Annotated in this window: 17 protein-coding genes and 1 pseudogene; 14 read left to right on the top strand and 4 right to left on the bottom strand. The window is 72.5% G+C overall.

Annotated features, from left to right (window positions below):
• Nucleotides 1–43: 43 nt before the first annotated feature.
• The 7 genes from ACFYST_RS21150 (at nt 44) to ACFYST_RS21120 (ending at nt 8826) form a co-directional block, all read left to right on the top strand.
• A complete protein-coding gene (locus ACFYST_RS21150) occupies nt 44–2344 on the top strand; it encodes a molybdopterin oxidoreductase family protein (RefSeq protein WP_387864440.1) in 2301 nt (766 codons plus the stop codon).
• A 6-nt stretch (nt 2345–2350) separates the two neighbouring features.
• Entirely contained in the window at nt 2351–2968 is a 618-nt protein-coding gene (locus ACFYST_RS21145; protein WP_387633649.1) for a 4Fe-4S dicluster domain-containing protein, read from the top strand.
• Complete coding sequence (locus ACFYST_RS21140; protein WP_387633648.1) at nt 2965–3597, top strand: ubiquinol-cytochrome c reductase iron-sulfur subunit; 633 nt, start codon at nt 2965–2967, stop codon at nt 3595–3597. The genes ACFYST_RS21145 and ACFYST_RS21140 overlap by 4 nt, the downstream gene beginning before the upstream one ends.
• Nucleotides 3598–3649: 52 nt before the next feature.
• A complete protein-coding gene (locus tag ACFYST_RS21135) occupies nt 3650–4012 on the top strand; it encodes a hypothetical protein (RefSeq protein ID WP_387864437.1) in 363 nt (120 codons plus the stop codon).
• 83 nt (nt 4013–4095) lie between these two features.
• On the top strand, nt 4096–4500 hold the full coding sequence (locus ACFYST_RS21130) for an SHOCT domain-containing protein (protein WP_387633646.1): 405 nt from the start codon (nt 4096–4098) through the stop codon (nt 4498–4500).
• Between the two features lie 61 nt (nt 4501–4561).
• The gene (locus tag ACFYST_RS21125; protein ID WP_387633645.1) at nt 4562–6607 is read left to right on the top strand and encodes a SpoIIE family protein phosphatase; all 2046 of its coding nucleotides are present in this window, start codon (nt 4562–4564) and stop codon (nt 6605–6607) included.
• Between the two features lie 53 nt (nt 6608–6660).
• Nucleotides 6661–8826, top strand: coding sequence for a SpoIIE family protein phosphatase (locus ACFYST_RS21120; protein ID WP_387633644.1), 2166 nt, complete (start codon nt 6661–6663; stop codon nt 8824–8826).
• A gap of 71 nt (nt 8827–8897) precedes the next feature.
• Here the strand turns inward: ACFYST_RS21120 and ACFYST_RS21115 are convergent, their stop codons facing one another.
• The gene (locus ACFYST_RS21115; RefSeq protein ID WP_387633643.1) at nt 8898–9902 is read right to left on the bottom strand and encodes an aldo/keto reductase family protein; all 1005 of its coding nucleotides are present in this window, start codon (nt 9900–9902) and stop codon (nt 8898–8900) included.
• A gap of 232 nt (nt 9903–10134) precedes the next feature.
• On the opposite strand from ACFYST_RS21115, the gene ACFYST_RS21110 reads away from it, so the two are divergent.
• The 3 genes from ACFYST_RS21110 to ACFYST_RS21100 all read left to right on the top strand — a co-directional run bounded on the left by ACFYST_RS21110 (nt 10135) and on the right by ACFYST_RS21100 (nt 12989).
• Complete coding sequence (locus ACFYST_RS21110; protein ID WP_387636753.1) at nt 10135–11370, top strand: ROK family transcriptional regulator; 1236 nt, start codon at nt 10135–10137, stop codon at nt 11368–11370.
• Nucleotides 11371–11575: 205 nt separating this feature from the next.
• Nucleotides 11576–12583 carry an Acg family FMN-binding oxidoreductase gene (locus ACFYST_RS21105; RefSeq protein ID WP_387633642.1) on the top strand — a complete coding sequence of 336 codons (1008 nt, stop codon included), beginning with the start codon at nt 11576–11578 and terminating at the stop codon, nt 12581–12583.
• Between the two features lie 64 nt (nt 12584–12647).
• Nucleotides 12648–12989: a DUF5713 family protein gene (locus tag ACFYST_RS21100; protein WP_387633641.1), complete on the top strand. Its 342-nt coding sequence runs from the start codon at nt 12648–12650 to the stop codon at nt 12987–12989.
• A gap of 140 nt (nt 12990–13129) precedes the next feature.
• Here the strand turns inward: ACFYST_RS21100 and ACFYST_RS21095 are convergent, their stop codons facing one another.
• A complete protein-coding gene (locus ACFYST_RS21095) occupies nt 13130–13957 on the bottom strand; it encodes a class I SAM-dependent methyltransferase (RefSeq protein WP_387864435.1) in 828 nt (275 codons plus the stop codon).
• A 392-nt stretch (nt 13958–14349) separates the two neighbouring features.
• On the opposite strand from ACFYST_RS21095, the gene ACFYST_RS21090 reads away from it, so the two are divergent.
• From ACFYST_RS21090 to ACFYST_RS21075, 4 genes are all read left to right on the top strand, one after another.
• On the top strand, nt 14350–15531 hold the full coding sequence (locus tag ACFYST_RS21090; protein WP_387864433.1) for a CopD family protein: 1182 nt from the start codon (nt 14350–14352) through the stop codon (nt 15529–15531).
• Between the two features lie 164 nt (nt 15532–15695).
• Nucleotides 15696–16325: an ArsR/SmtB family transcription factor gene (locus ACFYST_RS21085; RefSeq protein WP_387864430.1), complete on the top strand. Its 630-nt coding sequence runs from the start codon at nt 15696–15698 to the stop codon at nt 16323–16325.
• Nucleotides 16322–17068: an SRPBCC domain-containing protein gene (locus tag ACFYST_RS21080; RefSeq protein ID WP_387864428.1), complete on the top strand. Its 747-nt coding sequence runs from the start codon at nt 16322–16324 to the stop codon at nt 17066–17068. The genes ACFYST_RS21085 and ACFYST_RS21080 overlap by 4 nt, the downstream gene beginning before the upstream one ends.
• Nucleotides 17069–17131: 63 nt before the next feature.
• Nucleotides 17132–17704, top strand: a complete 573-nt coding sequence (locus ACFYST_RS21075) for a dihydrofolate reductase family protein (RefSeq protein WP_387633637.1) — start codon at nt 17132–17134, stop codon at nt 17702–17704.
• Between the two features lie 81 nt (nt 17705–17785).
• Here the strand turns inward: ACFYST_RS21075 and ACFYST_RS21070 are convergent, their stop codons facing one another.
• The gene (locus ACFYST_RS21070) at nt 17786–18427 is read right to left on the bottom strand and encodes a DedA family protein (protein WP_387864426.1); all 642 of its coding nucleotides are present in this window, start codon (nt 18425–18427) and stop codon (nt 17786–17788) included.
• Between the two features lie 152 nt (nt 18428–18579).
• Nucleotides 18580–18695, bottom strand: a pseudogene (locus ACFYST_RS21065) (electron transfer flavoprotein subunit alpha/FixB family protein); the annotation flags it as partial.

The following is an 18695-nucleotide window of genomic DNA, read 5'->3' as shown; positions in this document are numbered from 1 at the left end:
GAGCGAGCCTTCAAGTGAGCGCCGACGTCATGGGAGGGTTCAAGTGACCGCCGAGCACGTCCCGTTGGACCCGAGTGTCGCCCCGCTCGGGACGCGCAACTTCCGTGACGCGGGCGGCCTGCCCGCCGCCGCGTGGCGGGCCGACCAGGGTGAGCAGACCCTCGTTCCCACGCACTGCTGCTTCTGCGGCGTGCAGTGCGGGATGTACCTGCGGGTGGACGGGCACGGCAAGGTGTTCGGGGTGGAGCCGCGCAACCACGACATCAACCGAATGCGCCTGTGCCCCAAGGGAATCAACGCCTACCAGCAGGTCAACCACCCGGACCGGCTGACCGCCCCGCTGCTCCGCCGGGACCGCAACCAGCCGCTGCGGGAGGTGAGTTGGGACGAGGCGCTGGACTTCACGGTGGAGCAGATCAACCGGATCCAGCGCGAGCACGGTCGGGACGCCTTCGGGATGCTCGGCGGGGCCAGCCTGTTCTCCGAAAAGACCTACCTGGTGGGCAAGTTCGCGCGGGTCGCGCTGAAGACCCGGCACGTGGACTACAACGGCCGGCTGTGCATGGTGAGCGCCGCGGGCGCCAACAAGCTGGCGTTCGGCATCGACCGGGCGGCCAACCCGTTCGCCGACATCCTGCAGACCGAGTGCCTGCTGCTGGTCGGGGCGAACGTCGGCGAGTGCTTCCCGGTGCTGACCCAGTACGTGTGGGGCGCCCGCGACCGGGGCGCGACGCTGATCGTGGTCGACCCGCGGGAGACCGCCGTCGCCCGCACCGCCGACATTCACGTGGCGCTCAAGTCCGGTACGGACGCGGCCTTTTTCAACGCGGTGCTGCACGTGATCGTCGAGGAGGGGCTGACCGACGAGGCGTTCCTGTCGGCGAACACCACCGGCTGGGAGGAGGTCAAGGCCACCGTCAAGGAGTACCCGCCGAGCCGGGCCGCCGAGATCTGCGGCGTCCCGGCCGAGCAAGTCGTCCAGGTGGCACGGGCGTTCGGCCGGGCGCGGCGGGCGATGGGCTGGCACGCGCGCGGCATCGAGCACCACACCCAGGGTGTGGAGAACTGCCTGACCGTCATCAACCTGTGCACCGCGACCGGCAACCTGGGCCGCCCGGGCGCCGGTTACGGCACACTGACCGGTCAGGGCAACGGGCAGGGCGGCCGCGAGCACGGCCAGAAGTCCGACCTGCTGCCCGGCGGCCGTTCCATCAACGACCCGGCGCACCGCCGGCAGATCGCCGCGATCTGGGGCATCGAGGAGTCCGAACTCCCGCTCGCCGGAACGTCGATGACGGAAATGGTCTGGCAGATGCAGCGCCAGGAGATCCGCGGCCTGATCGGCGTCTGCAACAACCCGTTCGTCTCGCTGCCCAACTACGCCGTGGTGAAGGACGGTTACGACAAGCTGGAGTTCCACGCCCAGTTCGACTTCTTCCTGTCCGAGACCGCCGCCAACGCGCACGTGGTCTTCCCCGTCACCAGTTGGGCCGAGGACGAGGGCGTGATGGCCAACGCCGAGGCCCGCGTCGTCAAGCACAACAAGGCCCAGGAGCCCCCCGAGGGCGTGCGCACCGACACCTGGGTGATGTGCGAACTCGCCCGACGCCTGGGCGTGGGAAGCAAGTTCGCCTTCGAGGACTCGCGCGAGGTCTTCGACGAGCTGCGCCGCGCCTCGGCCGGCACGGTGATCGACTACTACGGCATCACCTACGACCGGCTGGAGCGGACCGGCGGCCTGGTGTGGCCCTGCCCGGGCATCGAACACCCGGGAACGCCAAGGCTGTTCGAGGACGGCAAGAGCTACCACCCGGACGGGAGGATCCACCTCCAGGTGGTCGAGTGGCACCCGCCCGCCGACCCGTACGACGACGACTTCCCGATGACGCTGACCACCGGCCGCACCGTCGCGCACTACCTGTCGGGCAACCAGACCCGGCGGCTGGGCGCGCTGGTCGAGCAGACGCCGAGGCCGTGGGTGGAGGTGCACCCGTCGCAGGGATTCCGCAACGGCGAGCCGGTGCGGGTGATCACCCGGCGCGGCAGCTCGGTGCTGCCGGCCCTGGTCACCGAGGCGATCCGGCCCGACCACGTGTTCGTGCCGTACCACTGGCCGTACCCGGTGGCCGCCAACCAGCTGACCATCGACGCCCTCGACCCGCGGTCGAAGATCCCCGAGTACAAGGTGTGCGCGGTACGGATCGAGCGCGCCCGCACCGTCGAGCCGGTGCCCGCGCCGCCCAGCCCGCCGGGCCGCGAGGCGTACCCGGAGGCCCAGGTGTCGCGCGCCGACCCGCTCCCGCCGACTTCGCCGCAGGGCCGCGGCACCGGAGAGAGGGGCTGAACCACCATGCTGGGACGCACCATCTTCATCGACCCCGGCCGCTGCATCGGCTGCCAGGCCTGCGTGTCGGCCTGCCGCGAATGCGACTCGCACCGCGGCAAGACGATGATCCACCTCGACTACACCGACGAGGGCCACACCGTCGCCTCGCTGCCCACCGTCTGCATGCACTGCGAGGACCCGGTCGCCCCCTGCGCCGAGGTCTGCCCCGCCGAGGCGATCCTGATCACCGCGGACGGAGTCGTCCACGAAGCCGACCCGACCCGGTGCATCGGCTGCGCGAACTGCGTCAACGCCTGCCCGTTCGGTGTGCCCAAGATCGACCTGGCGGCGAAGCTCCAGATGAAGTGCAATCTGTGCTACGACCGCACCTCGTACGGCCTGGCCCCGATGTGCGCCACCGTCTGCCCGACCGGCGCGCTGTTCTACGGCACCGCCGAGGAGTTGCAGGCGGAACGGCCCGGCGTGGAGGTCTCCACCGAGTTCGTGTTCGGCGCCACCACCGTCTCCACCGGCGTCGCCATGGTCGTCCCGCCGGAGCGCCGGGCACCCGTCCCCGGCGGGACGCTGAACCTGATCGAGGTCAACGGGCGGCCCACGCCCGGGAACGGAGCGATGGCGTGACCAGCCCCGTCGACCCGTCCGGGCCGGGCGGACCCGAGGACGCCCACCAGGCCGAGCAGGACGCGCTGCGCGAGCGGATCAGCGCCGACTCGCTCACCACCCGCCGCGACTACCTGCGGATCGTCGCCACCGTCTCCGGCGGCCTGGTGGTCGGCTCCGCCGCCGTCTCGGCCGGCGTGCTGCACCGGCACGGCGACGGCATCGCCGCCCCGCTGAAGGTCGCCGACCGGCTCGAACGCGGGCAGGCGGTCAGCTTCGAGTACCCCGGCGAGGACGACCGGGCGATGGCGATCCGACTGCCCGACGGCACCGTCGTCGGCTACTCCACCATCTGCACCCACCTCGCCTGCGGCGTCCTCTGGCGACGCGACCAGGGCACCGACGGAGACCTCTACTGCCCGTGCCACGAAGGGAAGTTCGACGCCCGCACCGGCGCGGTGACGGCCGGCCCGCCACCCCGGCCGCTGCCCAAGGTGGTCATGGTCGAGGACGCCCAGGGCGCGGTGTGGGCGATCGGCACCGCCCGCTCCGGCGAGGACGAGCAGGCGGGCCTGTGCCGGGGCCTGCGCGACCGCAACCCGGCACTGGCCGACGCCGCCGGGTGCCCGGGCAGGGAGAGCGGCAAATGACCTTGAACGAGAGAGAGTTGACGATGTATCAGGTCGAAGCGGGGGGCGCGTGGTGAGCGAGGGCCACTTCCCGGAGGGCTACCACCCCGGCAGTGACGAGCCGCGCCTCAACCGGCCCGTCCACGAACGCTATCCGCAGATCCGGCCGACCTCCGGCTACGCCGACGCCCGGGTCACCGCCACCGGACCCGGCCCCGGCGCGGGCACCGACCAGCAACCGGAACGCTCCGCGATCCTCTCCGCCCGCGTCGCCCTCGGCATCACCGTCGTCATCGGCCAACTGTGGGCACTCACCGTCGCCACCAACGCCTGGATGCGCGGCGAGGTCGCCACCGCCTGGTGGTCCACCGGCTTCAGCGCCGCGTCCTTCCTGGTGGTCCTGCTCGCCTGGCGGATCTCGCCGGGCGACCGCTGAGCGCACCCGGCGGCGGAGCGCTGACATGCGGCGCCCGGAATGTGGTGATACCTCTCGAAAGGACCTGTGGAAGGGAGCCCACGATGGACAATTACCCGGCGCTCAACCTGTTCTGGACGATGTTGTGGCTGTTCCTCTGGATCCTCTGGCTCTTCCTGCTGTTCAAGGTGATCACCGACATCTTCCTCAGCCACGACATGGGCGGCTGGGGCAAGGCCGGATGGACCGCCTTCGTCATCCTGCTGCCCTACATCGGTGTGCTGGTTTACCTGATCGCCCGCGGCAAATCCATGGGCAACCGCGACCGGGCACTCGCCGCGCAGGCGGAGGGCAACTTCCAGAACTACATCCGCAAAGCCGCCGGCACCGAGGACCAGCAGGCCGCGTCCCGGCACGTGGACGAACTCGCCCGGCTCGCCGACCTGAAGAACAGCGGCGCCATCTCCGAGGACGAATTCCGCGCGGCGAAAGCCAAGTTGCTCGCCTGAGTGCCGCAGACCCCGCAAGCCAGAGACCCCGCCGGCAGGCGGGCGGGAGGAGGCCGGCGCGGTGCCGGACACGCCACTGACACCCGAGGTGTTCGACCGCGCCATCGTGGCGATCGCGCTGACCGCGGGGACCGACCACCGACTGGTGTACGTCAACGACGCGTTCCGCGACCTGTTCGGCGACCGGCAGCTCGGCGACCCGGCCCGCGAGGTGTTCACGGAGCCGGGCGCCGAACGCTTCGTCGCCACCCTCGACGCCGTCCTCAGCGACGGCACCGCCCGGCAGGTCACCGCGCCGCGCACCCTCGCCTGCCCGGACGGCGGGACCGTCCACCGGCACTTCGTCTACTCCTGCTCACCCGCCGGCACCCCGTACGGCCCCGGCATCCTCACCGCCGCCATCGACACCACCGCCGAACTGCACTCCGCCCTGGAGACCGAACGCCTCTCCGTCGAACGGCTGCAGGCACTGCGGCGATACGAGGCACTGATGGCCGCCACCTCCCAGATGGTGTGGCTGGTGCACGCCGACGGCACCGCCGACGAACTCGTCCCCGGCTGGGAGGCCCTCACCGGCCGGCCCTTCCCCGAAACGGCCGGCAACCGCTGGCTGGACGTCGTCCACCCCCAGGACCGCGACCGGCTCGCCACCCACTGGGCCGCCGCCGCCCGCGAACTGCCCACCGCCTTCGAACACGTCTTCCGGGTACGCGGCGCCGACGGCGGCTACCGGCACGTCCGGGCCCGCGCCGTCCCCATCGTCCGCGACGACGGACCCGCCGAATGGATCGGCACCACCAGCGACATCGAGGACCAGTGGCGCAACCGGCTGCGCGAACGGCTGCTCGCCCGGGCCGGCGCCGTCACCGAGGCCGAACGCGCCGACGACGCCTTCGCCGCGCTCGCCGCCACCCTCGTCCCCGAACTCACCGACGTGTGCGCCGTCTACCTGCTGCGCGAACCCGACGCCGCCGGCGGAGACGTCGTCGCCACCCGGATCGCCTCCGTCGCCCGCCCCGGACTGCCCCCGCTGCCACCCATCAACCGGCAGACCTACACCCTCGGCGCCCGCGCCCGGAAAGCGGTTTCCGACCGCACCCCCATCGTGCTCGAATTCGCCGACGGCAACGTCCCCCGCGGCAGCATCCCCGAGATCTCCGCCCGCTGGCTGGAACGCGCCCACGCCACCAGCCTCACCCTGCTGCCCATCGTCGTCGACGGCGCCGTCGTCGCCCTCGCCGCCACCGCCGAGTGCGAAGGTGCACCCCCGCCCGGACCCGCCGACATCGACCTCCAGCGGGAAGTCCTGCAACGCGCCCAGGCCCCGCTGCGCCAGGCCCTCGCCCTGCAACGCGCCCGGCACACCGCCGTCGTCCTGCAACGCGCCATGCTCACCACCCCGCCCACCGTCGGCGGCGCCGCCCTCGCCGGCCGCTACCGCCCCGGCAGCCGCAACGCCGAAGTCGGCGGCGACTGGTACGACGCGTTCACCCTCCCCGACGGCGCACTCGCCATGACCATCGGCGACGTCGCCGGCCACGACCTCGCCGCCGCCACCATCATGGGCCAACTCCGCGCCATGCTGCGCTCCATCGCCTTCACCCGCCCGCACGGCCACACCCCCGCCGACACGCTGCGCGAACTCGACACCGCCGCCGAAGGGCTGGGCGTCGGCAGCTTCGTCACCGCCGTGCACGCCCGCCTCACCCGGCACGGCGCCGACGGCGCCTGGGAGGTCGAGTGGACCAACGCCGGGCACCCGCCGCCCGTCCTGATCCCCGTCACCGGCCCGCCCCGGCTGCTGACCGGCGAGGACGCCGACCTCCCGCTGTGCGTCGACCCGCGCCGCCCCCGGGTCACCCACCGCGACCCGCTGGGCCCCGGCGAGACCCTGCTGTTCTACACCGACGGCCTGGTCGAAGTCCCCGGCGAAGACCTCGGTGACGGCATCGCCCGCCTCTGCAGGGCCGCCGCCGACGCCCGCCACCGCCCGCTCGACGACCTGTGCGCGTACCTGGCCGGACGGGTCGCCGACGTCCGCGACGACATCGCCCTGATCGCCTTCCGGCCCACCCCGCTCGCCGGCCCCGCGGACCGGCCACGATGAGCGCGGCGGGCCGGGGCGGCAGGGACAGCCGCGACCCGGAGAGGAGGGACGTCATGGACAGCACCGGCGAGAGCGAGGACGCGGCACTGCTCGACGCCCTGTTCCGGCAGGCCCCGGTCGGGCTCTACCTGCTCGACCAGGACCTGCGGCTGGTACGCCGCAACGCCGCCGCCCACAACGCCGCCCACGGCGCAGCCACCCGCCCCGACCCCGGCAACGGCGGCCGCTGGGTCGGCGACCTCGGGCCCGGCTTCGACGACGCCGAACTCGAAACACTCGCCCGCCAGGCCCTCCAGGACGGCGACTGGATCCGCGAACACCTGGTCCGCGGCCGCACCCCCGACGAACCCCGCCGCGACATCGTCGGCGCCGTCTCGTTCTTCCCGATCGAATCCGACACCGGCCGCCGCTACCTGGTCGCCGCCATCCAGGACGTCACCGAACGCCAGACCGCCCTCGACCGCCTCGACATCCTGCACACCGCACACCGCCAACTCGGCGCCTCCCTGGACGCCATCGGCTCCGCCGAGGAACTCGCCGACGTCGCCGTACCCCGCCTCGCCGACATCGCCACCGTCGACCTGCTCGACGAACCCCTGCGCGGCCTGCCGACCCGCGCCGGACCCGTCGACCCCGCCGCCCCGCTGCGCCGCGCCGCCTACCGGGCCGTCCACACGCCCGGCGAGCTGGGCCCGATCCCGCACGGCGAACTGTCCACCTACGGCGCGCCCACGCCCTACAGCCAGGCGCTGGACGACGGGCGGGCGCGACTGGTGCGCGGACTGAGCGGCGACGAGGACTGGCTGTCGGCCGACCCCGCGCGCGGACGCCGGCTGACCGGCCTCGGCGTGCACTCGATGATCGTCGCGCCGCTGATGGCGCACGACACCGTGCTCGGCCTGCTCGCCCTGTACCGGAACCGGCGGCCCGCCCCCTTCGAACAGGCCGACCTGGACCTCGCCGTCGAACTCGCCTCCCGCGGCGCCCTGTCCATCGACAAGGCCCGCAGCTACGCCCGCGAACGCACCATCGCCACCACCCTGCAACGCCAACTCCTGCCCAGGGAACCGGCCGAACTGAGCGCCGTGGAGACCGCGCAGGTCTACCTCCCGGGAACGGTCGGCCCCGGCGGCGACTGGTACGACATCATCCCGCTGTCCGCCGCCCGGGTCGGGCTGGCGATCGGCAGCATCACCGGAACCGGCATCGAGGCAGCCGCCCTGATGGGCCAACTCCGCACCGCACTACGCACCTTGGCCGTGCAGGACCTGGCGCCGGACGAGCTGCTGGTACGCCTGGACGAAGTCGCGCGGGTGCTGACCGACGAGCAGCGCGGCAGCCTGCCGCCCGGCGCGGACCGGCTGCCCGACGGCCTCGCGTCCTGCCTGTACCTGGTGTACGACCCGATCGCCCGGACCTGCACCGCCGCCTCCGCCGGCCACCCCGCGCCGGTGCTGGTCGGCCCCGACGGCGCCCCGCTGCCGTTCGAGGTCGAACCCGGGCCGCCGCTGGGCTGGGGCGACTGCTGCTACGAGACGACCACCACCGAGCTGGACGAGGGCTGCGTACTGGCCCTCTACACCGAGGGGTTGATGTCCGGCCGGGCCCGGAGCGCGGACGAGGACGGCACACCGGGGGGCGAACCGGGCACACGGCGGGCGGTGCTGGAGCGGGTGCTGGCGCGGCCCGGCGAGGAACAACTGCACGACCTGTGCGACCGGGTGGTGTACGCGCTGCTGCCCGAACGGCAGCGCGAGGATGCCGTGCTGCTGCTGGCCCGCACCCGGGCGCTGCCGGACGAGCGGGTCGCGGTGTGGACGCTGCCGGGCGACCCGGCGGTGGTGCGCACCGCCCGGCGGCTGGCCGAACACCAGCTCGCCGCCTGGGAGTTGGGGGAGCTGGAGTTCGCCACCGACCTGATCGTCAGCGAGCTGGTGACCAACGCGATCCGCTACGGGGAGCCGCCGATCCGGCTGCGGCTGATCCACGACCGGGGCCTGATCTGCGAGGTGTCGGACAGCGCGGCCAGCACCCCGCACATGCGGCGGGCGAAGAGCACCGACGAGGGCGGTCGCGGACTGTTCATCATCGGTCATCTGGCGCAGCGTTGGGGCACCAGGATCGGCCGGCGCGGCAAGACCATCTGGGCGCAGCAGGAACTTACGTCAACAGGCGGGTCACCTAAGGAGGTTGACGTAGGCGATTCGCTCGAGCCGTAGTGGGTGGGGGAGTTGACGGGCCCGGGCCGGTGCCGCGGATCGGTGGTGCGGGCGCCGGCCCGGGCGTGGCGTCAGGGGCGGGCCTTGGGGGCGTTCTCGGCGGTCTTCGCGGGGTCGAACTGGGCGACGGGGGCGAGGATTTCGTCCATCCGGGCGAGCAGTTCCGGCTCCAGCTTCACGCCGGCGGCCTTGACGTTCTCGGTGACCTGCTCGGGCCGGGAGGCGCCGATGATCGCCGCGGACACGTTGGGGTTCTGCAGCACCCAGGCGACGGCCAGCTGGGCGAGCGACAGCCCCGCCTGGTCGGCGAGCGGGCGCAGCAGCTGGACGCGCTCCAGGACGTCGTCGCGCAGCCAGCGGGCGACGAAGTTCGCGCCGCCCTTCTCGTCGGTGGCGCGGGAGCCGGCCGGCGGGGCGGCGCCCGGCTGGTACTTGCCGGTGAGGACGCCCTGCGCGATCGGCGACCAGACCACCTGGCCGAGGCCCAACTCTTCGGACACCGGGACGACTTCACCCTCGATGACCCGCCACAGCGCGCTGTACTGGGGCTGGTTGGAGACGAACGGGATGCGCAGCTCGCGGGCCAGCGCGTGCCCGGCCCGGATCTGGTCGGCCGTCCACTCGGAGACGCCGATGTACAGGGCCTTGCCGGAGCGGACCACGTCGGCGAACGCCTCCATGGTCTCCTCGAGCGGCGTGGACGGGTCGAAGCGGTGCGCCTGGTACACGTCCACGTAGTCGGTCTGCAGGCGGCGCAGCGAGCCGTTGATCGACTCCATGATGTGCTTGCGGCCGAGCCCGCTGTCGTTGCGGCCGGGCCCGGTCGGCCAGAACACCTTGGTGAGGATCTCCAGCCCTTCGCGGCGCTCGCCCTTGAGGGCGCGGCCCATGACCGCCTCGGCGCGGGTCTCCGCGTACACGTCGGCGGTGTCGAAGGTGGTGATGCCCGCGTCGAGGGCGGCGCGGATGCACGCGGCCGCGGTGTCCTCCTCGACCTGCGAGCCGTGGGTGAGCCAGTTGCCGTAGGCGATTTCACTGACGATCAGGCCGCTGCGGCCCAGGTGACGGAATTCCATGATCTGTACCGTACGTCAGCTGACGGTTCCGGTGGGTACCATCGCGGTGCCGCAGGAACCGGGAGCGGGCCGGGGCGGGCGGGGCGTGTCGGTGCCGATTTCCGGGGCCGGCGCGGGTGTGACGACCTGGACGTGGACGAGAGTGTGTCTGAGGCGGTGTTGCCGGCGGGGGCGGGCGGACTGTCCCGACCGGAGAAGAGGAACCGTGACCCACCCGCAAGCGAGACCCGTCGTGCGGCAGCGGTCCGCAGGCCCGGCGCCGGAGCCGGCCCCGTGGAACCGGCAGCGGCTGCGCAGCAACAACGAGTGGCTGCTGCTGGAGCTGCTGCGCACCGGCGGCCCGTCCTCGCGGGCGCAACTCGCCCGCGACACCGGCCTGTCGAAGCCGACCGTGTCGGCCGCGCTGGGTTCGCTGGAGACGGCCGGGCTGGTCCGGGAGGCGGGCACCCTGGCGCCCGACCGGGGCCGCACCGCCGTCCTGTACCGGGCCGACGCCGGCGCCGGGTACGTGCTCGGGATGGACGTCGGCCGAGCCCGCCTCCGGGTGGCCGTCGCCGACCTGTCGGGCCGGGTGGTGGCCCGCCGGGACGTCCCCAACCGCGGCCGTTCCGGCCCCGCCGTCGCGGACGCGCTGGTCGCCACCGCTCAGGAGACGCTCTCCGATGCGGGGCTGGCGGACGGTGCCGGCGGCGCTGTGGGCTGTCCGGCGGACGGAGTGGTGCGCGCGGTGATCGGCAGTCCCGGTGTGTGGGACGAGCGGCTGCGGATGATGCGGCACGCCCCGCACCTGCCCGGCTGGGCGCGGCCGGGATTGGTCGACCGGATCGCGGACGGCCTCGGCATGCATGTGCACGTCGCCAACGACGCCAACCTCGCCGCGCTCGGCGAGTACACCTACGGTGCGGGGGCGGGCAGTTCGGTCTTCGCCTACCTGCTGGTCGGGGCGGGCGTCGGCGTCGGCCTGGTGCGCGACGGCGAACTGTGGACCGGTGCGCACGGCGCGGCCGGTGAGATCGGCATGCTGCAAATGCCTTGCGTGTCGGATGAATTGACGGGACGTCAGGATGTCCGGCTGGAGGAGGTGGTGGCGGCGGACGCCGTGGTCGGCGAGGCGTGGCGGCTCGGGCTGACCAGTGCGAGCACCGCCGAGGAGGTGTGCGAGGCGGCCCGGTCCGGCGATCCGGCCGCGCGGGCGGCGATCGACCGGCAGGCGCAGCAACTCGCCTTCGCGGTCGCCGTGGTGGCCGCCGTCGCCGATCCGGAACTGGTCGTGCTGGGCGGCGGTGTCGGCCGCAGCGCGGACCTGCTGCTGCCGCCACTGGAGGAGGCGCTGCACCGCAGCTGCGCGCTGAGACCCCGGGTGGTGGCGAGCACGCTCGGCGAGGACGCGGTGCTGATGGGCGCGGTGGCGACGGCGCTGGAGTCGGCGCGGCTGGAGGTGTTCGTGCGGCGTACCGCGTCCGCGTGAGTTCCGGTTCGGGGGTCTCGGCCGTTTCGGTCGTCTCGGTCGTCTCGGTCGGCTCGGGAGGTCTCGGCCGTCTCGGCCGGGGAGAAGGGACGGACGTCGTCCGGAGGGGGCCTTTGGGCCCTACCGGCGCGGCCGATCCGAGGCGCACGCTCAGGATAAAGAGGCACGTGGAACGCGACGAGGATGCGGCGAGGAGTGATCCGCGATGGTCGAGTCGACGATTGGCACGAGGGGCGGTCCCGGGGCGGCACTGAGCGTGCAGGAACTCCGGGTGCTGGTGGCGGCGGCCGGAGCCGCGCCTTCGTTGCACAACTCCCAGCCCTGGCAGTTCCGGCCCGCCGACGACGGCCACGGAGTCCTGGTCTTCGCCGACCTGGACCGGGCCGTCCCGGTGGCGGACCCCGACGGCCGCGGCATGTTGCTGTCCGTCGGCGCGGCCCTGTTCAACCTGCGGGTCGCGGCCGCCCGGCAGGGTCTGCCCGTGGACGAGCTGGAACTGATGCCCGGCCCGTTCGGGGCCGACTCCCCGGTCGCGGTGGTGCACTTCGGCCCGCGCGGAGTCCCCGACGAGACGGCGGAGTTGGCGGAGGCGATCGCGCTGCGGCACTCCAGCCGTGAACCGTTCAACAACCGCGACGTCCCCGAGACGGTGATCGGTGAACTGATCGCGGCCGCCGCCGCCGAGGACACCGTCCTCGACGCGCTGGAGGAGTCCGAGGCGCGCCGGGTCCTGGCACTCACCGCCGAGGCCGAGGCCCGGATCGTCGCCGACGCCGCCCGCCTTGCCGAGACCGGGAGCTGGCTGCGCGACGAACCTTCGGCGGACGGCATCCCGGTCTCTGCGCTCGGCCCGCAGGACCACGAAGCGCACGTCCCCGTGCGGGACTTCACCGGACGCCCCACCCGCTCGCAACGCTTCGAGGCGCTCCCGCAGTTGGTCACCATCGCCACCCGCGGCGACACGGCAGCCGACTGGCTGCGGGCCGGCCAGGCCATGGAACGCGTCTGGCTGGTGGCCACCGCGCACGGCGTCCGGGTCTCCGTCCTCCACCAGGCCGTCGAACTCCCCGAGACCCGCTGGCGGCTGCGCAACCCCGAAGCCGGCATCGGCACCGTCCAGGTACTCCTCCGCATCGGCTACGGCCCCCGGGGCGCGGCCACCCCGCGCCGCGAGATCGACGAACTCCTCGGCGGCGCCGTTCCCGCGAGCTGAGCGGTCTGTCAGCGCTCGGCGGGATGATCCTGCGCAGCATCCCCCGAGCGGACGGAACGGCCGAATGGTGATTCGAAACGAGCAGGTGGCGGGCCAAGAGTTCCTGCGCGATATGGCCGGGGACCCGTACTACCCCGCCCACCTGGTCGAACGCGGCCGCGCGGTGCTGCGCACACTGTGCGAACGGATCGAGTCCGAACGCCCGTCCGGCCTACCGGAGTTGTACGCGCTGACGCATGCCGCGACGGAGGAGTTCAACCGCCTCGGCGAGGCGATGGAGGACGCCGGCAGCGAGATCGAGACGGTCGCCCGGGAGGCGATCGGCGCGGATTTCGCGTTCGTGGCGGCGGCGTACGGCTTCGCCGGTGCGGACCGGGAGGAACTGGTCGCGCCGCGCGATTGGTGAGCGGCGCGGGCTCAGCGGCCGCCGGGCGGTGCTGGGTCGGCGTGGCGGCGCAGCAGGACGCGGTTGTGTTCGTCGAGGACGATCGCTCGGGCTGAGTGGCGTGGTTGTGCTGGGCCGTCGGTGGGTGTTCCGTGGCGGCGTCAGCGGGTGGCCGTGGCGAGGAGGGCCGCGTGGGGGAGGGCGAGGGTGCCGTCCGGGGTGCGGAATGCGGCGGCGAGGCGGTGGTAGTGGCGGTGGGCCTCGGACTGGGTTTCGGGGGTTTGGGCGAGCAGGGTGAGGCCGATGGTGGCGACGCCGGAGGCCGGGCCGGCCCACCAGTCGTCGGCGGTGGTGCGGTGGTCCCACGTGAGGGTGCGGCAGGTGGCGTGCTGGAGGCCGACGGCGGTGAGGAGCGCGGCCAGGCCGTCCGGGGTGCGGGGGAAGTCGTCGGCCGGGTCGAGCGGGCCCAGGTGCGGCGGCCGGACGGCGCCGGCGGCCTGGAGGGCCTGCGGGATCAGCGTCTGGCCCGGGCCCGGTGACCCGGACCAGATGGTCAGGGCGAGGCGGCCGCCGGGTCGCAGGACGCGACGGAGTTCGGCCAGGGCGAGCAGCGGCCGGCCGACGTGGTTGAGTACGAAGTTGGCCACCACCGCGTCGAATTCGGGGTCCAGGTAGGGGAGTTCGGGCAGCGTGGCAAGCTCGAGGCGCGCGGACGGCGCGTTGCGGCGGGCGAGTTCGAGCATGCTCGGCTCGGCGTCCACGGCGGTCACCTCAGCACCCCGGGCGCAGGCGGCTGCGGCGACGGTCCCTGGCCCGGTGCCCACGTCCAACAGCCGGGTGCCGGTGGACACTTCGGCGGCGTCCAGGAGCTTCGGCGCGGTGTGCGCACAGAGCCGGCCGAAGGTCGCGGCGTAGGCGTCGGCCCGTCCGGCCCAGGCGGTGCGCTCGTTGGCGTCGAAGCTCGTGGCCGCTGCGGTTGGCGACGGCATGGTTCCCCCTGGGCGGTCGGGCGGTTGACGGGCGATGATAGCTCGGCGTGGGGGGTGCGGTTGGGGGGCGGAGCTGACGCGGACTCACCGCCCCGGGCCCAGTCGACGAGGCAAGCCAAGCATTGACGTGAGTTCTGGCCTCGGAACAGCCCTTGGTGTTCGTGGTGGGCGCGAAGCCCCCGATGAGCGGCGGATCGACGCGCGGTGATCGGTTGGGCAAGACCGACAGGTGGTCGCCGACGCCGATGTCGAGCGGCTTGCTACTGCCTCGGGCGGCGTCGAGCACGCGCCAGAACGCTTCGATGTCCGTGACGGGCAGCCTGCCAAGGGGTAAACAACAGATCGGAATCAGGATTAGGACAGGCTGGCCTACCTGAGGTTAGGCTAACCTAATGATGAATTTGCTGCTGGCCGCCAAGACGGCCGAATACGCCACGCCCGAAATCTGGCGGGTCCTCACCAAAACCGGCTACTTCGTCGGCCTGAGTGGCGCGATCGGCAGCGTTGTCACCTACGTCGCCGCCGTTCGCCCGGCGCTCAGGGCCGAGAGCACCGCGCCCGCGGACGCTGCCGCGCTGCGCAGGCGGTCGGCCGGGTACTTGGGGTGGGCGGGCGTTGTTCTGCTGGTTGCCGGGTACTTCCAGTTGGTGGCGCGCGTCGCTCGGGCCGGGAAGGGGATGCCCTTTGGTGACGCCATGGCTCCCGGCCGGATCGCGGACTTCCTCAATGCTCCTGCTGCCAAGGGGGCTTGGATCGCGCAGGGCACGATCTACGTGCTGCAGAACGTCGTGCTCGTCGCCACCGCCGTCGCGCTGATCTCACTGTTCGTCCCGGCGGTGCGCCGCCACCTCGACCGTCTTGCCCTCGCTGCTCTGCCGGCCGCTCTCGCGGTCACCCTGATCGCGGGCATACCGGCGACCGTCCCCGCCGAACTCGACCGCTGGCTCGACCCGGTGTTCTCGCAGCTCCATATCGTTTCCGGGGTCGTGTGGCTCGGCGGCCTGGCGCTGCTGGTGGCCCTCGCGGGCGTTCGCGGTCGGCTCGGTGAGGGTGCGGGCCTGTTGTGGGCCGACATCTGGCGGCGGTTCAGTCTGGTGGCGATGGTGTGCGTCGGGGTGGTCACCATTTCCGGGCTGTGGATCACCTGGAAGCACGTCGGCGCCGTCTCCCAGCTGTGGACCACCGGCTACGGCATCGCCCTGCTGGTCAAGATCTTCCTGGTGCTGGCGCTGGTCACGGCCGGCGCGTTCAACCAGTTCTGGCTGATGCCGCGGATCGAGCGGGCCCGGCGTGCGGACGACTCCACCTCGCTGTTCCACCTGACGCTGCGGCACTTCCCGAAGGTGGTCTGGGGCGAGGTCGTTCTCGGTGTCGCGGTGCTGGTGGTGCTGCCGTTCATCGCCGGGTCCGCCCGCAGTGAGGCCGGCGGTGCGAAGGCGGTCTCCGACGGCAGCATCTTCGCCGCCGGTGCCGCGCTGGTGGTGGCCCTCGGGGTCTCGCTGTACGCCACCGCGAAGGTGTCGGACGCCCTGGCGCGCCGTCCTGCTGCGGTTGGTGAGCCCGCGGCGACCTGACGGCGGTACCTCGCGCAGCTTGGGCTCCCGGCATGACGCCGGGGGCCCTTTCTGCTGTGCGGGGCGCACCGACAAATTTTTTTGTCTTGACAGGTTTCCTGTTCGGCGGGAACCTGGAGTCACTCCCGGGGGACACCGGGAGCCCGGGAACGGAGGGTGGAGAGGTGCTGGACGTTGCTGTGATCGAAGAGCCCGGCGCGGCCGAGTCGTCCTTGGACCCGATACGGTCCCGGATTCTCGCCGCTCTGGCGGAGCCCGGTTCGGCGGCCATGCTGGCAGGGCGGTTGGGGTTGCCCAGGCAGAAGGTCAACTACCACCTGAAGGAGCTGGAGCGGCACGGGCTGGTCGAACTGGCGGAGGAACGGCGCAAGGGCAATGTCACCGAGCGGGTGTTCCGCGCGACGGCCGCCTCGTACGTGATCTCGCCCAGTGCGCTGGCGGCGGTCAGCCCGGATCCCTCGCGGTCGCCCGATCAGCTTTCCGCCCGGTGGCTGCTGGCGCTGGGGGCCCGGCTGGTGCAGGAGGTCGGGTCGTTGCTGACGGGTGCGGCGCGGGCGAAGCAGCGGGTGGCGAGCTTCGGGATCGATGCCGAGGTGCGGTTCGCGTCCGCGGCCGATCGGGCGGCGTTCGCCGAGGAGCTGGCCCAGAGCGTGGCCGGACTGGTCAGCCGCTACCACGACGAATCGGTGCCGCAAGGGCGGAGGCACCGGGTGGTCGTCGGCCTGCACCAGATTCCCGACCCGACCCCAGCCGACAGCCAACAGCCCGACGCACCGCAGGAGGACCCCCGATGACGCACCCCTTCGAGATCGAGCGGGAGATCGTCCTGCCCGCAGACCCGGAACAGGTCTGGGAAGCGATCGCCACCGGTCCCGGCATCGAGTCGTGGTTCATGGGCCGGAACGAGGTCGAAGCGTGCGAAGGCGGCGCCGCCGTCATGGACGTGGGCGGCCACCGGGAGGAGGCCGTGGTCACCGCGTACGAGCCCGGCAAGCGGTTCGCGACCCGGACGGCCACCAACGACGACGGCCGGTTCATGGCCTTCGAGTACCTCATCGAGGGCCGCGAGGGCGGCAGCACCGTGCTGCGCGTCGTCCACAGCGGCATGCTCGGCGACGACTGGCAGGACGAGTACGACGCGCTGCGCCGCGGCTGGCCGTTCCACCTGCACACGCTCCGCGAGTACCTGGCGCACTTCCCCGGCCGCACGGGCCGTCCGGTCTTCGCCATGGCGCAGACCGGCGAACGGCCGGTGCGGGAGGTCTGGGCCGCGCTCGCCGGTGGGCTTTCGCTGCCGGACGTCGTCGCCCTCGGGGCGCCGGTGCAGGCCGAGCCCGCCGGGCTGCCCGCGCTGGTCGGGGAGGTGACGTGGTCCGACGAGGAGCGTTTCGAGGTCCGCACCGCCGACGGGCTCTACACCTTCCACCACAGCCCCGGAGTGGTGCTGATGTTCCACCACCTCTTCGGAGCGGACACCGACACGGCCGAGGCCGGGTGGCAGCAGTGGCTGGCCGGCGTCCTGGCCGAGCGACCCTGAGCACGCGAACAACACAGTGAGCACCACGTACGGAAGACAGTCACACCTGAGGAGAGCACCATCATGCGCACCCTGATCAGTACGGCCTTTGTCTCGCTCGACGGCGTCGTGGAGGGCCCGGGCGGTGAGCCCGGTTACCGGAACTCCGGGTGGACGTTCAAGGACATCGAGTTCATCCCCGAGGCGTTCGAGATCAAGTCGCGGGAGCAGGAGGAGTCCACCGCGATGCTGATGGGCCGGGTCAGCTACGAGGCGTTCAGCCCGGTCTGGCCGGACATGGCGGAGTTCGCCCGCTACCGGACGCTGCCGAAGTACGTCGTCTCCCGCACCCTCGGTGAGGACCAACTGGTCGACAACTGGGGCGAGATCAGCATCCTGCGTTCGCTGGACGAGGTCGCCGCGCTCAAGGAGACCGAGGGCGGTCCGATCATCGTCCACGGCAGCGCCACGCTGGGCCAGGCCCTGTCCGACGCCGGGCTGATCGACCGGTACCACCTGCTGGTCTTCCCGCTGCTGCTCGGCGCGGGCAAGCGGCTGTTCAGCGCCACCGACAAGGACGCGCAGAAGCTGGCGCTGGTCGAACACGAGGTGTACCGCAACGGCGTGCAGAAGCAGGTCTTCGACGTCGTCCGCTGAGGAGCGGGCCAGCACGCACGCCGCCCGCCGTTGACGAAGTCTGTCAGCGGCGGGCGGTGTGCGTGCGGCGGAACGAGTTCGTCAGCGGCGGGCGGTGCGCGTGCGGCGGAACTCGAGGGCGAGCGGGAGGAGGGAGAGGGCGATGATCACCGCGATGGCGGGGAGCAGGTAGCGGTCGACGTTCGGGATGGTGGAGCCGAGCGCGTAGCCGCCAAGGACCAGGCCGACGGTCCAGACCAGGCCGCCGACGGCCTGCCAGAGGGCGAAGGTGCGGGTGGGGACGCCGAGGGCGCCGGCCAGCGGGTTGAGGACGGTGCGGACCACGGGGACGAAGCGGGCCAGCGTGATGGCCTTGGCGTGGCCGTAGCGGGCGAGGAGTTCCTCGGCCCGCTCGGCGCCCTCGTGCAGGCGGCGGTTGCGGGAACGTTCCAGCAGAGCGCGGCCGCCCTTGCGGCCGAGCAGGTGGCCGACCTGGGCGCCGGCCAGGGCGCCGACGACGGCGGCGACGAGGACCTGCGCGAGGTTCAGGTGCGGGCCGGAGTGCAGGCCGGGGGTGCAGAGCAGGCCGGCCGTGAACAGCAGGGAGTCGCCGGGCAGGAAGAAGCCGATCAGCAGCCCGGTCTCGGCGAACAGGATGGCGGCGATGCCGAGCGCGCCGAATGCCGCGAGCAGGGAGGAAGCGTCGAGCGGGTTGACCGCCAGCAGGGCGGAGTGGGCGTACACGGCGTGGCCTCCGGGGCGCTCTGCGTCTACAGGGAAGTAGACCGTCTACGCGACTGTAGACGATAGAGGTGGGGGAGGCGCAACCGCGGCCGGGAACGGCGGAAGGGCGCGACCGTGGTGGTCGCGCCCTTCCGGGTGGTGCTGGGCGGCTGTCAGCCGGCCTTGACCTGGGTGGTGAGCTGGGGCAGGACGGCGAACAGGTCGCCGACGACGCCGTAGTCGACGAGTTCGAAGATCGGCGCCTCGGGGTCCTTGTTGACCGCGACGA

Source organism: Kitasatospora sp. NPDC004614 (genome assembly GCF_042873675.1).
Classification (GTDB): Bacteria; Actinomycetota; Actinomycetes; order Streptomycetales; family Streptomycetaceae; genus Kitasatospora.
This window is presented reverse-complemented; position numbering and strand designations above follow the sequence as displayed.

Coding starts and splice junctions, on each gene's coding strand:
- ACFYST_RS21145 (WP_387633649.1), top strand. CDS start 2,351: ATGCTGGGACGCACCATCTTCATCGACCCCGGCCGCTGCATCGGCTGC.
- ACFYST_RS21130 (WP_387633646.1), top strand. CDS start 4,096: ATGGACAATTACCCGGCGCTCAACCTGTTCTGGACGATGTTGTGGCTG.
- ACFYST_RS21120 (WP_387633644.1), top strand. CDS start 6,661: ATGGACAGCACCGGCGAGAGCGAGGACGCGGCACTGCTCGACGCCCTG.
- ACFYST_RS21115 (WP_387633643.1), bottom strand. CDS start 9,902: ATGGAATTCCGTCACCTGGGCCGCAGCGGCCTGATCGTCAGTGAAATC.
- ACFYST_RS21105 (WP_387633642.1), top strand. CDS start 11,576: ATGGTCGAGTCGACGATTGGCACGAGGGGCGGTCCCGGGGCGGCACTG.
- ACFYST_RS21100 (WP_387633641.1), top strand. CDS start 12,648: ATGGTGATTCGAAACGAGCAGGTGGCGGGCCAAGAGTTCCTGCGCGAT.
- ACFYST_RS21095 (WP_387864435.1), bottom strand. CDS start 13,957: ATGCCGTCGCCAACCGCAGCGGCCACGAGCTTCGACGCCAACGAGCGC.
- ACFYST_RS21090 (WP_387864433.1), top strand. CDS start 14,350: ATGATGAATTTGCTGCTGGCCGCCAAGACGGCCGAATACGCCACGCCC.
- ACFYST_RS21080 (WP_387864428.1), top strand. CDS start 16,322: ATGACGCACCCCTTCGAGATCGAGCGGGAGATCGTCCTGCCCGCAGAC.
- ACFYST_RS21075 (WP_387633637.1), top strand. CDS start 17,132: ATGCGCACCCTGATCAGTACGGCCTTTGTCTCGCTCGACGGCGTCGTG.